This is a genomic window from Kitasatospora sp. NPDC022785 (assembly GCF_055561295.1).
In genome coordinates this window covers 121,501-135,419 of record NZ_JBVHHB010000022.1, presented here as the reverse complement: position 1 = coordinate 135,419, position 13,919 = coordinate 121,501, and the positions used below count along the sequence as shown (strand labels likewise).

At 73.3% G+C, this 13,919-nt stretch carries 11 protein-coding genes and 1 pseudogene; 4 read left to right on the top strand and 8 right to left on the bottom strand.

Annotated elements, in window-relative coordinates; all coding sequences use genetic code 11:
* Positions 1-51: 51 nt before the first annotated feature.
* Positions 52-663 (bottom strand): TIGR03086 family metal-binding protein, encoded by a 612-nt coding sequence (locus ACZ3YO_RS29240; RefSeq protein ID WP_465575088.1) that lies wholly within the window; start codon positions 661-663, stop codon positions 52-54.
* A 1,106-nt stretch (positions 664-1,769) separates the two neighbouring features.
* On the opposite strand from ACZ3YO_RS29240, the gene ACZ3YO_RS29235 reads away from it, so the two are divergent.
* Positions 1,770-2,714 (top strand): hypothetical protein, encoded by a 945-nt coding sequence (locus ACZ3YO_RS29235; RefSeq protein ID WP_465575086.1) that lies wholly within the window; start codon positions 1,770-1,772, stop codon positions 2,712-2,714.
* A 162-nt stretch (positions 2,715-2,876) separates the two neighbouring features.
* Here ACZ3YO_RS29235 and ACZ3YO_RS29230 read toward each other — a convergent pair whose 3' ends face one another.
* The 5 genes and pseudogenes from ACZ3YO_RS29230 to ACZ3YO_RS29210 form a co-directional block, all read right to left on the bottom strand.
* Positions 2,877-3,743 carry an RNA polymerase sigma-70 factor gene (locus ACZ3YO_RS29230; RefSeq protein ID WP_465575083.1) on the bottom strand — a complete coding sequence of 289 codons (867 nt, stop codon included), beginning with the start codon at positions 3,741-3,743 and terminating at the stop codon, positions 2,877-2,879.
* Entirely contained in the window at positions 3,740-4,318 is a 579-nt protein-coding gene (locus tag ACZ3YO_RS29225) for a carboxymuconolactone decarboxylase family protein (protein ID WP_465575080.1), read from the bottom strand. Before ACZ3YO_RS29225 ends, ACZ3YO_RS29230 begins: the two co-directional genes overlap by 4 nt.
* 182 nt (positions 4,319-4,500) lie before the next feature.
* A complete protein-coding gene (locus ACZ3YO_RS29220; RefSeq protein WP_465575078.1) occupies positions 4,501-5,496 on the bottom strand; it encodes an aldo/keto reductase in 996 nt (331 codons plus the stop codon).
* 157 nt (positions 5,497-5,653) lie between these two features.
* Positions 5,654-6,532: a geranyl diphosphate 2-C-methyltransferase gene (locus ACZ3YO_RS29215; protein ID WP_465575076.1), complete on the bottom strand. Its 879-nt coding sequence runs from the start codon at positions 6,530-6,532 to the stop codon at positions 5,654-5,656.
* Between the two features lie 16 nt (positions 6,533-6,548).
* Positions 6,549-7,613: pseudogene (locus tag ACZ3YO_RS29210) on the bottom strand (family 2 encapsulin nanocompartment cargo protein terpene cyclase); the annotation flags it as partial.
* A 414-nt stretch (positions 7,614-8,027) separates the two neighbouring features.
* Between ACZ3YO_RS29210 and ACZ3YO_RS29205 the strand changes: the two are divergent.
* Positions 8,028-8,411, top strand: a complete 384-nt coding sequence (locus ACZ3YO_RS29205) for a VOC family protein (protein WP_465575074.1) — start codon at positions 8,028-8,030, stop codon at positions 8,409-8,411.
* Between the two features lie 199 nt (positions 8,412-8,610).
* On the opposite strand, the gene ACZ3YO_RS29200 is transcribed toward ACZ3YO_RS29205, so the two are convergent.
* Complete coding sequence (locus ACZ3YO_RS29200) at positions 8,611-9,069, bottom strand: MarR family winged helix-turn-helix transcriptional regulator (RefSeq protein WP_465575072.1); 459 nt, start codon at positions 9,067-9,069, stop codon at positions 8,611-8,613.
* Positions 9,070-9,184: 115 nt separating this feature from the next.
* Between ACZ3YO_RS29200 and ACZ3YO_RS29195 the strand changes: the two genes are divergently transcribed.
* Positions 9,185-10,513, top strand: a complete 1,329-nt coding sequence (locus tag ACZ3YO_RS29195) for an aldehyde dehydrogenase family protein (RefSeq protein ID WP_465575070.1) — start codon at positions 9,185-9,187, stop codon at positions 10,511-10,513.
* A gap of 23 nt (positions 10,514-10,536) precedes the next feature.
* A complete protein-coding gene (locus tag ACZ3YO_RS29190; RefSeq protein ID WP_465575068.1) occupies positions 10,537-11,310 on the top strand; it encodes a maleylpyruvate isomerase family mycothiol-dependent enzyme in 774 nt (257 codons plus the stop codon).
* A 131-nt stretch (positions 11,311-11,441) separates the two neighbouring features.
* Here the strand turns inward: ACZ3YO_RS29190 and ACZ3YO_RS29185 are convergent, their stop codons facing one another.
* Positions 11,442-13,652 (bottom strand): MMPL family transporter, encoded by a 2,211-nt coding sequence (locus ACZ3YO_RS29185; protein ID WP_465575065.1) that lies wholly within the window; start codon positions 13,650-13,652, stop codon positions 11,442-11,444.
* Positions 13,653-13,919: the final 267 nt, after the last annotated feature.

Here is a 13,919-nt window from a genome sequence, read left to right as displayed (position 1 = left end):
GTCGCCGGTGAACCGACGGCGGGAGGGAGGTGGCGGCGGGCCCGGGTCCGGTCAGATCCGCTCGGCGGACCAGTGGGGGTCGCGGCCGGTGAGGGCCAGCAGGAGCTCCTGGGCGTCGGCACCCGGCAGTGCGGTGAGCGGCGGGTCGAACAGACCGGTGCCGGCCAGGTCGCGGTAGCCCCGGAACTCCGCGAGCGCGTACCGGGCGGCGCCCTGCGGCATCCGGCCGCTCTCGCCCAGCGCCCGGGCGAGGTCCCAGCTGTGCACGACGGTCTCGGCGGTCAGCTCACGGACGTACCCGCCGACGTCCCGCACTCCGTAGGACACGTGCACCAGGAGGTCGGGGGCGCCCGGCCGGCCGAGCGCGCGTACGGCGCTCTCCACGGCCATCTCCCACACGCCGAGCGGGTTGCGGCCCAGGACGTCCCCCTGGAAGCGGCGGCCGATCTGGTCCGGGGTGTAGCCGGCGATCGCCTGGCAGACCCAGAGATGCTGGGCGGCCAGGTGGTTCACCAGCGTGCGCACCTCCCAGTCACGGCAGGGGGTGGGAGCCGACCACTGGTCCTCGGGGGCGGCCCGGATCAACCGGGCCACCTCCGCCCCGGCGGCCGCGTAGTGCCGGCGGACCTCCGTGTGGGTCCCGGACGGGTGCGGACATTCCATCGCCGGGCCTCCGTTCCTGCCCTGCTCCCTCCCAGTAAACCGCTACGGGGCGTGACAGGCCAGAGGTGCCGGGCCGGTTTCGACGGCGAGGCCGGACGGCGCAGTCGTGGTGACGCCGGGTGTCCGTCCGGGCCGGGGCGGACTGCTGTCCGCCGCCCGGCCGCCCCCTCGCCGCCCCGGCTCCGTCACGGCCCGTGCGCGGTCCGTTGTCCGTGCCAGGTCGGTGCCCGTTCCGAGGGGCGCGGCGGCCCTCTCGGAGCGGTCCGTCACGGTGACAGGGTGTTCACGGGCCGGGGGCCGCCACCGGCTATCCGGCCTCGTCCCCGCCGTGCGCGGCGCCCTGCCGTACCCGGATCGCGTACCGAACCCGGATCACGGACAGCGCGCGGAGTGCGAGTCTTCTCATGGTCGTCCCGAACTGGTGAGGGTGATGGACGCCACGGTCGCCCCCCGTCGGGCCCCGGAGACCGCCGACCCGCCTGCTTCGCCGGCGCCTCCGGCCCGCTTCCCCCGCCAGTGGTCAAGCCGCGGTCGTGGCCGTGCCCGCCGGTCCGCTCGTGCTCAGGCCGAGCGGCGGCAGTAGGTGACGGTGACTCTGACCGGGCCGTCGTCCGGGGCGGTGGTGAGTGCGTGGACGACGGCGAAGTCCCGGCCGCCCGGGCCGCGGACGCAGAAGCTCCGGTGGGGGCGCAGGGCGTTGAGGGGCAGGGCGGGCGCGGGCTGGGTGGGCAGGACGGCCCGTCCTCCCCGCGGCGGTCCCGTGCGGCCCCTTGGCGCGGCGACAAGGGGCCGCCGCGGGCGCGTTCGGCCGAGATCGTCTCCGGCCGCGCCGGAAGCAGGCGCACGCGGCGGCATCGTCCTGTCGAATTCCGGTACGGCGGGTCACGGCGACGCGGTAATTCGGCCACTCGGAATCCAATTTCCTGACGCGCAATCACCTGTCCGAAATGCGAGCGGCGGACGGGAATGCGTCGCACCACGGGCGCGGGCCTCGTCCGGTCGCTGTACGAGACGGTAAGGTCACGGAGCCGGGAAATAGCACCGGGAAATAACAATTTCCTCCCGAAGGCTGTCCGGAATTCCGCCGGGGGCCTAGGCTGCGGCGCGTGTCGATATTTCGAAGACTTCGCTCTTCCGGCCCGCGTCTGCTGCCGGAACTCGACGACGTCAGACTCGGCCGCGTCCGGCGGCAGCTGAATTCCCCCGGGATACCGGGCCAGGACGGCATTCAGATCGACCAGGTCGAGCGGCTTCTCCAGGAGGCCGGTACGGACTGGGACCGTCGCGGGCACCGATTCGCCGTGCTCGCCGAGGCCGCGGCGCCCTCGGGGCTGGCCCGCACCTGGCGGCTGCGCCGCGCGCGCAGCGCCGACTCGCTGATCTTCGAGGCGTGGGTCGAGCTGGTGCGCAGCCGGCACGCGGGGCGGATGGAGGACCCCGCGGCCGCCGCCGACCACTGCCACCGCGCCGCCGAGGCCCTCCCCGACGACCCCACGCCCTGGGTGGTGCTGCTGGGCATCCTGCGCCAGACCCGCGCCGACTCGCGCGAGCTGTTCGCCGTCTGGCACGAGGTGACCTCGCGGGACCCGTGGAACCGGGAGGCCCATCTGCAGATGCTGCGCTACCTGTCGCCGGAGGAGTGCGGTTCGCGCAGCGGTCAGCAGGAGTTCGTGCACGCCGTCCGGGCCGGGGTGCCGTCGACCGCGCCGGCCGTGGGCGTGGAGCTGACCGCGCTGGTCGACGAGCACGCCCGCACGCTCGCCCGGGGCGGCGTCGAGGGGCTGCTGGTACGCCGCCAGTGGGCGACCCAGCGGGCCGCCGGCGCGCTGGACGCCGCCCTGGCCGGCTGGCTCCGCCCCGGTCAGCTCACGCACGCGGCCGCCCGCGCCGACCTCAACCTGCTCGCCTACGCGCTGGTCCAGGCCGGCCGGGTGCGCGAGGGCGCGGCGACGTTCGACCTGATCGGCGACACGGTCACGCCCTGGCCCTGGGCGCTCGACGGCGACCCGCTCCGGCAGTTCGGCTACTGGCAGTCCAAGGCACTGGCCTGACACGTCGTCGGCCGTGGCGGAGTGACCCCCGGGACATGCGTCAGGGATCCGCAACGGCCTGGATGCCGGTCATGCGACGAGGAGCCTTCCCGATCGATGGCCGGGTGCTCCGGGCGGTCGTCACCGTCCGGAACACCCACCGACCACCGAGCCGCGGCCGGCCTACCTGGCGAGTTCGACCGGTTCGTCGAGCCGTGTCAGCTTCTGCGGGTTTCTCACCACGTAGATCCGGGTGACCCGCCCGTCCTCCACCACGAGGCTCACCGTGGACGGCTCGCCGTCGATCTCGATCCGGCCCGCCGGCGCGCCGTTGAGCCACACGGTCGTCGTCTCGAACGCCGTGACCACCCGGTGGGCCCGCGCGAGCAACGGCGCCACCAGTCCGGCCCCGTGGACCGGAGCCGGAGCGGCAGCCACCAGTCCGCCACCATCGGCGACCATGACCACGTCCGGCGCCAGGACGTCCATCAACGCCTGCAACTGCCCCGTGCGCAACGCGAACAGGAACCGCTCCACCACGGCCTGCTGCTCCGACCGGCTCACCCCCGTCCGAGGCCGCCGGGCCGCCACGTGCTCGCGTGCCCGCCGCGCGATCTGCCGTACCGCGGCCGCGGACTTCCCGACGGCCTCGGCGATCTCGCCGTACGGTAGGTCGAAGACCTCGCGGAGCACGAACACCGCCCGCTCCGCCGGCCCGAGCGTCTCCAGCACGGTCAGCATCGCGATCGAGACGCTCTCCGCCAGTTCGACGTCCTCGGCAACGTCAGGAGTGGTCAGGAGCGGTTCCGGCAACCACTCGCCGACGTAGTCCTCCCGCCTGCGAGACAACGTCCGAAGGCGGTTGAGTGCCTGCCGCGTGACGACCTGGACGAGGTACGCCCGCGGATCCCGCAGCTGCGACCGGTCGACGTCGGCCCACCGCAGCCAGGATTCCTGCAGCACGTCCTCCGCGTCGGCCGCCGACCCGAGCATCTCGTAGGCGACGGTGAACAGCAGACGGCGATGGGCGACGAACGGATCCTCGGTCATGCCGTTTCCACGACGTCGGGCTTCCCCTGACGCTTTGCCAGCGGAATCGCGCAGGCGTCGCCGAAGCCCTGCGACGCGACCCCGTTCGCGTTGTTGTTCCTGGTCGCCATGTTGACGAAGGCGATGTAGGCGGTCAGCTCGACCATCGCCGCCGGGCCGAGCCGCTCCAGCAGACCCGCGTACAGCTCGTCGGTGACGGTCGGCGGCGTGTTCGTCATGGCCTCGGCGTACTCCAGCACGTCCCGCTCCAGCGGCGTGAACACGTCCGACTCCCGCCAGCGCGGCACCTGGCTGGCCTTGGTGAGGTCCAGGTTCTGGTTCTGCGCCTGGAAGTAGCCGACGTCGAGGCACCAGCTGCAGCCGACCTGAGCCGCGACGGCCATGTGCGCGAACGACTTGAGGCTCGCGTCGGCCGCATCCCACTCGCTCAGCCTGGCCGAGAACTCCAGGTTGGAGGTGGCCACCTTAGGGCTGTGCCACACCACCTCGACGGGCTCGGGCACGGCACCGAGCTGCTTGATCATGTTCTCGCTCATCTCGGTGGGGAGCTCCGCCTTGGGAATGCGCAGTGTCATGGTGTTCCTTCCGTCGGACTGTCTGACATGAAGACACCGACATCCCCTCGCATGTGACAACGGAGATCGGGGAGCGGTCCGGTCCGCCCCCGCCGTCCACGGAACGCCGGTACGGCGAAGCGGCCGGCGCGCGTACATCCGGGAGGGGTCCGGCCCGGCGCGGTCGCCGCTGCCGCCGGATCTCACGCCCAGGACAGGGCCGCCCGGGTGCGCCAGTACGCCTCGGCGGGCTCGGCGAGCGGGGCGAGGCCGGCCAGCCGGTCGGCGGTGAGGTCGAGCCCGGCGGCGGTGAGGTTCGACGCCAGTTGCGCGGGGGTGGCCGCCCCGGAAAGCACGATGTCCGCCCACGGCTGGGCCGCGGCCGCGGCCAGTGCGAGGGCGTCGCAGGACGCCCCGGTCCGGCCGGCGAGGGCACGCAGCGGGGCCGTGTCGGGCCCGGTGGCGTTGCGGTCGGCGAGGCGCCCGTTGGCCATGCCCTCCTTGACCACCACCAGCCAGCCCGCCGCGTGGGCCTCGGCCAGTGCGTCACCCGCGGACGGCTCCAGCAGGTTCCAGGTCGACTGGACGGCGGCGAACAGCGGCCGGCCCTCGGCCGTCACCTCCAGCGCCGCCCGGACGGTCGCGGCCTGGTCCGGGCCGCTGGTGGACAGGCCCACCCGGACGCCCTCGGCGGCCAGCTCCGCCAGCCGGGCGTGCAGCGCCGTATCGGTCAGCGCCGGGCTGTCCGGGGTGACCGAATGCACCAGGTACACGTCCAGCCGCTTGCCCAGCAGCTCCCTGGTCTCCTTGATCTGACGGTCGAACACCGTCGTCGAGTGCTCCTTGACCTCGTGCACCGGCACCCCGGAGGCCTGCCAGCCGGCGGTGTAGGTGTAGCCCCACTTGCTTCCCACCGTCACCTCGGCGGCGGCCTGCGGCCGGGTGTCCAGCCACTCGCCGACGAACTCCTCGGCGCGGCCGTACGACCGGGCCGTGTCGAAGTACCGGACCCCCGCCGCGTAGGCGGCGTCGAGCAGGGCGTGCGTCCGCTCGCGCAGCGCCTCGACGGTGCGCTCGGCCGGCAGGTCGAGGTCGCGCCCCAGCGTGATGTAGCCGGGCCTCCCGACGGCGGCCGTGCCCAGGCCGAACCGCGCGAGCGACGGGGTGGCGGCGTGGCCGGTGGCGGGTGCGGTCGGCATGGTGAGGGTCCCTTCGACGGTTCCGGCGGGCGGCGGCGCGCGCCCCACGGACTGAACCCTAGACGGGCCGCCGGGGACCCGGCGGACGGCACCGGGCCGCGGGCGCACTGGCCCCCGGGGCCCGGTGTGGCGGCCCGGCCCGGCCGGTCAGTCCCGGTCAGACCCGGTCGGCCGCGATCAGGACGTACTGGAAGGAGCCGTCCTTGTAGGAGTTGATGAACGCCTCCTCGATGCCCGTGACGAGGGAGGAGGTGGCACGCAGCTCCCAGTAGGGCAGGGTCGCGGGCGTCAGGTCGATGACGGCCTGCGGTACGAGGCGGTTGTCCGCCATGGCGCGCAGGTACTCGCGGCGGGAGTGGATGTTGCACTCGAAGTGCGCGTTGATCTGGGAGACCCACTTCGACGGCTGCCCGTAGGCGGGGTTCCAGCAGCCCGTGATGGTGACGTACCGGCCGCCGACCGCGAGGATGCGGGAGTGCTCGGCGAAGAGGTCGTGCAGGTCGACGTACATGCTGGACTCGTTGTTCCAGGAGCCCGCCACCCGGCCGGTCTCGAAGGGCATGTCGAGCATGTTGCAGACCTGGGCGCGGACGTGGTCCTCGATGCCGAGCTCCCGGGCGCGCCGGTTGCCGAACTCGGCCTGCTTGGCCGAGAGGGTGACGCCCTCCACCCTGCAGCCGAAGCGCTGGTGCGCCATGACGCTGGAGCCGCCACGGCCGCAGCCGGCGTCCACGAGGGTGGCGTCGCGCCGGACGGAGCCCAGGTGGTCCAGGAGCACCTCGGCCTGCGCGGACTCCAGCCGGTGCAGCTCGCTGATCACCTTCTTCTCACGCTCGCTGTCGTCCGGGTCGCCCAGCGAGGCGTGGTCGACGTCACCGATGCCGTAGTGGTGGTGGTAGAGGCCGTCGACGTCACCGAGGCGCAGGTTCACGGGCCGGGCCTCATGGTCCCAGTACCGGGCGATGTCGCCCTGGTAGGGAGTGGCCGGGCCGGGGAGGGAGACGGTGGTCGCGGCGGGGAGGTCGGTCGTCGTCATGGGATGAGCTCCTTGGTTACCAGAAATCGGGAAGGCTGTAGCGGTAGGTGTTGGTCTGGTGCCAGTAGTGGTTGCCGTCGACCCACACGGCCACGCCGCGTAGGAACCGCACCAGGGACGGCGAGGGCCAGGCGGCGGCCAGGGCGGCGGCCTCGGCCTCGAAGTCGTGCATGAGGTCGTTGTGCACCTCGACCGCCTTGAGGTAGGCGTCGCGGTCGGCAAGGTCCTCCTGCTCGGCGAGCACCACGGGCAGGTTCAGGTGCCGGCCGGGGCCGGCCAGTTCCTTGGTGTAGGAGTACAGGTCGTTGACGATCGTCGTGGCGTTGGACGCGAGCGCGATGACCCGTTGCAGGGCGGGCAGGGCGTGGAGGTCGGCGGGCAGTTCGTAGCCGCCGACGGTGTCCGTGATCGTCGGGCAGGGGCGGAAGTTGTTGAACTGGCGCATCGCCAGGTACTCCCACACCGCCGGCACGTGGTCCGTCTCGGCCCAGGCGGCCTCGGCGAGGTACCCGAGGTGCAGGCGGGCCATGTCGTGCCGGAACCGGTCGGTCTGGGCCGGCGTGGCCGCGCGGGTGAAGTAGTCCATGGCGGAGCGGTAGGCGCGCCGGGGGGCGTCCTCGTGCAGCGACTCCGCCCAGGCCGGCTGGTACTCCCGCGTGGTGTGCACGGGGTCGAGAGCCGTGTGCGCCAGGAGGAGGCGCCCGCCGAGGCCGATCGGCGAGCCCCCGTGGTCCTCGCAGTAGCAGTCGTCGACCGCGTTCTCGGCGGCCATCAGCCGGGCGGCGATCATCAGGTGCTCGACGTCCGGCGCGTCGGGATGGCAGGCGACCATGTAGCGGCCCACCGAGAAGCCGTCGAACTGGTCCTCCCACTCCGGCGGGTAGAGCTCGACCTCGTCCTCCGCCCAGGCCTTGATCCGGCGGCCGACCTCCGCGGAGCGTTCGGCGTCCGGCTCGGGCACCGGGTGGTGGTACAGGCCCGGGATCGGATCGCCGGGCTTCGGGCGCGCCTCGCGCCGCCCCGGGTGCAGGCTCGCCGTCCCCAGGCCGCTGGGGCCGCCGAGGATCCTCTCCAGGGCCGTACGGCTCATGACCGTACCGCCGGGGTCTCCCCGTTGCCGGTCTCCACGCTGTTCCCGGATCTGGTGTCCGCGGACATGGAAGTGCCTCCCTCTGTGAAGGACTGGACGTCGAAGAAGCGCATGCCATGACAGGCCGTCACCTGGCATGGCAGGAAAGGGATCGCCGCATCGGGCGTCCCTTGTCGCTTGCTGATCAACGGTAGGCGGGGCGGCGGGCCCCACGGTGCTACGGAGTGTGCTCTGTACCCGATAGGGTGAACGTTTGGGATTCCCAGGTTTGAAGCACACGGCCTCCGTCCGCCGCTCTCCGCGGCGGAGCGGCCGGGCCCCGGAGGCTGGGGTCCGTGGCGAAGGCGCTGGTGCGGTCCGGACGCGATTTGCTGACCGAGCGGGGCTCCGGGCACGATCTCGTGCATGGTTTCGGTGGTGCAGAACGTGGCGGTCGACTGCGCGGATGCCTATGAGCTGGCTCGGTTCTGGAGCGAGGCGCTCGGTTGTCCGCTGCATCCGGGGAGCAAGCCGGGTGACGTGGAGACCGCGGTGATCCTGTCGGAGGGCCCGCTGCTGTACTTCAACCAGGTGCCGGAGCCGAAGACGATCAAGAACCGGATTCATCTGTGCCTGCGCCCCGAGACCTCGCGCGAAGAGGAGGTCGAGCGACTGCTGAGCCTCGGTGCGACACTCGTCGCCGATCGCCGGGAACCCGATGGTGCCGGCTGGGCCGTCCTTGCCGACCCCGAAGGCAATGAATTCTGCGTTCTGCGCAGCGCGGCCGAGCGCGCAGCGATGCTTTCCTGAGGCCCACCCGCTCACCGTCCGAGTGGCTGATCGCAGTCACTCGTCGATGGCCGGCGAGCGGCACGGTCGCTTCACGGCGGACGGCGGGCTTGCCGTACCTCGTGGCCACGGCGCGGTGACGCTCGGGCAGGGCTCGAGCCGGGCTCACCGGCCGTTCGTCGGATCACCACGCCGTGAGCCCTGTCACCAGCCTCCGTGGTCAGAACACGTGGCTTTGCGGGGCGGCCGTCTCCGGGAAGGCGCGGCCCAGCAGGGTGTGGAGGGTGTCGCGCTCGTCGGGTGTGAGCTGTTCCAGGGCGGTGAGGCCGGACATCAGCTCGGCCCGGATGCGGCCGACGGTGTGCTCGCCCTGGTCGGTCAGCACGATGTTCTTGATCCGGCGGTCGGCCGGGTCGGCCTCGCGGCGGACGAGGTGCTGCGCGGTGAGCCGGTCGACGATCCCGGTGACGTTCGAGGCGTCGCAGGCCAGCAGCTCGGCGAGGGCGCGCATGGGTCGGGGGCGGGTCAGCAGGCTGAGCGTCTTGCCCTGCATCAGCGTGAGCCCGTGCCCGGCGGCCACCGTGGCGAAGTGGCGGTAGTAGGCCGCGGCCACCCGCGCGAGCCGGTCCATCAGCTCTTCGGGGGAGGGGGCGGGTGCGGGCCGGGGCGTCTGGGGCATGCCTCCAGCATAGGGAGATTGCTTGACATCATCAACCATTGAGGTCTACCGTCGAATTACTTGAAGACATCAACCATCTAGGCCTTCAAGCCCCCGGAAGGACCGCGAGACCCTCATGACGCACCCCCCGACCTCCGCCGCGGCAGACATCCCCACCCTGGTCGCCCGCCTGCGCGCCACCTTCGACAGCGGCCGGACCAAGCCGCTCGCCCGGCGCCTGGACCAGCTGGCGGCCCTGCGCTCGCTGCTCACCGAGCAGGCCGAGGTGTTCCAGCAGGCGCTCGCCGCCGACCTCGGCAAGAGCGCGAAGGAGGCGTACCGCACCGAGATCGGGTTCACGCTGAACGAGCTCGACCACACCGTGGCGCACCTGGAGGAGTGGCTCCGGCCGAAGCCGGCCGCCGTCCCCGGCTTCTTCCAGCCGGCCGACGCCCGTGTGGTCCGCGACCCGCTCGGCGTGGTGCTGGTCATCGCGCCGTGGAACTACCCGCTCCAGCTCGCGCTGGCCCCGGTGGTGGGCGCCCTGGCCGCCGGCAACACCGTGGTCGTCAAGCCGAGCGAGCTCGCGCCCGCCACCTCCGCGGCGATGGCCCGGCTGCTGCCGCGCTACCTCGACCCGGAGACCGTGGCCGTGGTCGAGGGCGCCGTCCCGGAGACCACCGCCCTGCTGGAGCAGCGCTTCGACCACATCTTCTACACCGGCAACGGCACGGTCGGGCGGATCGTCATGGCGGCGGCCGTCCGGCACCTCACGCCGGTCACCCTGGAGCTGGGCGGCAAGAGCCCCGTCGTGGTCGAGCCCGGCGCCGACCTGGCGCTTACCGCACGCAGGATCGCCCGGGGCAAGTTCCTCAACGCCGGCCAGACCTGCGTCGCCCCCGACTACGTCCTCGCCATCGGCGAGACCGCCGCCGGGCTGGAGAAGCACCTGGCCGACGCCGTCCACGAGATGTACGGCGACGACCCGGCCGCCGACCCCGAGTACGGGCGGATCGTCAACGAACGCCACTTCGACCGCCTGGCCGCACTGCTGGACGACGGGCGGCTCGTCACCGGCGGCGGGCACGACCGCGCCGAGCGCTATCTCGCCCCGACCGTCCTCGCGGACGTCTCCCCGGACGCGCCCGTGATGCGCGCGGAGATCTTCGGCCCGATCCTGCCGATCGTCGCCGTCCCCGACCTCGACGCGGCGATCGCCTTCATCAACGAGCGGGACAAGCCGCTCGCCCTCTACGCCTTCACCGAGTCCGAGCGGACCAAGCGGCGGCTGACCGAGGAGACCTCCTCCGGCGCGCTCTCCTTCGGCCTGCCGGTCTCCCACCTGGCCATGCCCGAGCTGCCGTTCGGCGGCGTGGGCGAGAGCGGGATGGGCCGCTACCACGGCGAGTACTCCATCGACACGTTCAGCCACGCCAAGGCCGTCGTCGACAAGCCCCTCGTCTGAGCCCGACCCAGCAACCCGGGAGAATGACCCTCGTGACCACCACCACCCTCGACCACGCCGCCGGCGTCGCAGCCGAGACCGCGCGCCTCGTCGCCACCGTCCGGACCGCCGATCCGACCACCCCGGTGCCCAGTTGCCCGGGCTGGACCCTGACCGACCTGGTGCGCCACACCGGCAGCGTGCAGCGCTGGTTCACCGTCCTGCTGCGGCAGAAGATCCAGGAGCCGCCGCGCAGCCGCGACGTCGACCTGCGCCTGCCGCAGACGCCGGACGGCTACCCCGACTGGCTGGCCGAAGCCGCGGCGCAGGCCGGCGCGGAGTTCGCCTCGGCCGACCTCGACGCGCAGATGTGGGCCTGGGGCGCCGACCAGCACGCCCGGTTCTGGGTGCGCCGGATGCTGTTCGAGACCCTCGTGCACCGCGTGGACGCCGACCTCGCACTGGGCCTGAACCCCGACATCGACCCGGCGCTCGCCGCCGACGGGGTGTCGGAGTTCCTGACCAACCTGCCCTTCGCCGCCGGCTTCGCCCCCGGGACGGCCGCGCTCCGCGGCGCGGACCGGACCATCCGGTTCACCCGCACCGACGGCGACGGGGACTGGCTGGTCCGGCTGCGCCCCGACGGTTTCGGGCTCGACCCGCAGAGCGCGGACGCGACCGCCGACGCGACCGTCCGGGGCTCCGCCGCGGACCTGCTGCTCCTCCTCTACGGCCGGCTGGACCGGTCCGCCGACCGCTTCGATGTGCGGGGGGACGACGAGCTGCTGGCGCACTGGGTCGCCAACTCCGCCTTCTGAGCCGAGGACGGGACCGTCCACCGGGCTCCGGTCGCCCGGCCACGCGGCGGGGCGACCGGAGCCCGGGACCGCCGGCCCCGGGGGCGCATGGCCCCGGAGCCGGCGGTCCCACGCTTCCGCCGTCCCACGCCTCAGGACGCCGTGACCCGGTCGGGTTCCGTGGCCGGTGCGGCCGTATGGTGCAGGGGGCGGCCGCCCGCGGTGGGTCGCGGACGGACCGGCCACCACAGGGCCCGGCCGAGGAGTGCCGCCAGGGCGGGGACCAGCACCAGCGAAAGGACGAGCGCCGAGAGCATGATGCCGAGCGCCATCGCGAAGGCGACCTGTTCGCTCCCCGGGGTGGTGGCGAGGGTGGCGAAGGAGCCGGCCAGCACGAGCCCGGCCGTCGCGATGGCCGGTGTCGTGTACCGCACCGCGCGGGCCACGGCGGCGCGGGCCGGGCCCGGCCGCTGCATCTCCTCCCGGATCCGGTCGGCGATCAGGATGTTGTAGTCGGTGCCCAGGGCCACGACGAAGAGGAACAGCACCAGCGGGAGGGTGAAGTCGACGCCCGGCTCGCCGAGGGCGTGCTGGAACAGCAGCGTGGCGGCGCCGAGGGTGGCGGCGAAGCCGAGCCCGACGGAGAGCATCAGGACGACCGGTGCGAGCAGGCTGCGCAGGAGTAGCAGCAGGATCAGCGCGATCAGCGCGGCCGCGACGGGGAACACGACCGTGAGGTCGTGGTCGACGGCGGTCGAGACGTCGGCGAGGACCGCCGCCGTCCCGCCCACGTGGGCTGTCGTCCCGGCGGGCGTGTGCCGGGCGACCGCGGCCCGGACCGGTCCGGCGACCAGGTCCCGGGCCTGCCTGCTCTGCGGGTCGGCGGTCGGATAGAGGTCGATCCGGGCGGCGCGGTGGTCCTCGTTCAGAACGGTCGGTGCGACGGCGCCCACGCCGTCGACCCGGGTGAGCGCGCGCGAGAGGCCGTCGAGCCCGGCGGTGGTGAGGGTGGCGCCGTCCGGGGCGGTGACGAAGACGCTCGTCGGGTCCGACACCCCGGCCGGCAGCGCGCGGGAGATCTCGGCCGCGGTGGCCACGGCAGCGGTCCCGTCACCCGGGCCGCCCCGGCCGTAGTCCATCCGGATGCCGGCCGCCCCGGCGGCCAGGGCGGCGAGCAGGGCGACGGAGGCGGTCAGCATCACCAGCGGCCGCCGCGTGACCAGCGCGCCGAAGCGGGCGGCACGGCCCTCGCGCGGCTCGCGCCGCAGGGTCCGCGACGGCCAGAACATCCTGCGCCCGGCGGCGGCCAGCAGTGCGGGCAGCAGGGTGAGGCTGCCGAGCAGCATCACCAGGACCGCGACGGCGATCGCGGGGCCCAGTGAGCGGAACTGCCCGAAGGTCGCCAGCCCCAGGGTGGCGAACGCGGCCACGATGGTCAGCGCCGCCGAGGTGATCGCGGCGCCCACCCGGCCGGAGACCTGCTCGGCGGCCTCGCGGGCGGGCTGATCGGGCCGGGTGCGCAGTTGCTCGCGGAAGCGGAACAGCAGGAACAGCAGGTAGTCGATGCCGATGCCGAGCAGGACGACGTTGATCAGCCCCGGGGTGCCGGCGTCGAGCTTGCGGCCGGTGAGCACCGCGGCGCCCGCGACGGCTCCCGTCGCTGCGCCGCCGATCATGGCGACCGCGAGCAGCGGCAGCAGGGCCGCGAGCACGCTGCGGAACACCAGCACGTTGAGCAGGACGATCAGCCCCGTGACGAGGGCGCTCCCGACCGTCGCGGCGGTGCTGTGGGCATCGGTGGTGTCGACGCTCCCGGCGAGGCTCCCGGTGAAGCCGGTGCGCATCCCCGCCTCGGAGAACTGCGTCCGGGCGGAGTCCCGGAAGGTCCGGTAGACGCCCTGGACCCCCTTGTCGGTGGGATTCCCGGTCAGCTGGACGGCGAGCAGTTCGAAACTCCGGTCGGGTGCCGTCATCGCCGGGGCGATCCGGGGCGTCTGGGAGCGGTCCGGGACCAGGAACCGCGGGACGTCGTCCTCCCGGGGCATGACCACCCGGCGCCGGCCCAGCTGCGCCGCCTCGGCCTCGATCCGCTGCTGGTCGGCGGCGTCGAGGGGCTTGCCGTCGGACCGGGCGACCAGCACCGTCACCGTGGTGGCGTCGGGGTTCACCCCGAACCGCTCCTCGGCGATCTGCTGTGCGGCGGCCGAGTCGTAGCTGCGGGGAAGGAAGTCCCCGGTCTGGTGCTGGGTGACGCGGGCGAGCAGCGTCGGGGTCAGGGCGCTCAGGACGACACCCAGGACCACCCAGAGGGCGATGACCTTCCACGGGTGTCTGGTCGAGTAGCCGGTCAGGGCGCGGATCATGTGGTGTCCTCCGGCGGACGGACTTGGGTGCGGACGTCTGGCGGGGGCTCCCGGCCGGTCTCCAGACCATCAGCCGCGGGGGCCGCCGGGCGTCGTGGGAGCGGATGATCCGGACCGGGGCCCTGGGGCCCTGCCAGGCCCCTGACCAGGACCACGGTCCTGGTCAGGGGCCTGCGGCCGCGACCCGCCGCCGGTGCTGACACCGCGGCCGGTGTGCAACCCTGTCCCGGGAGACAGGAGGCCGGAAGGCCAGGCGGAGGGGGAACG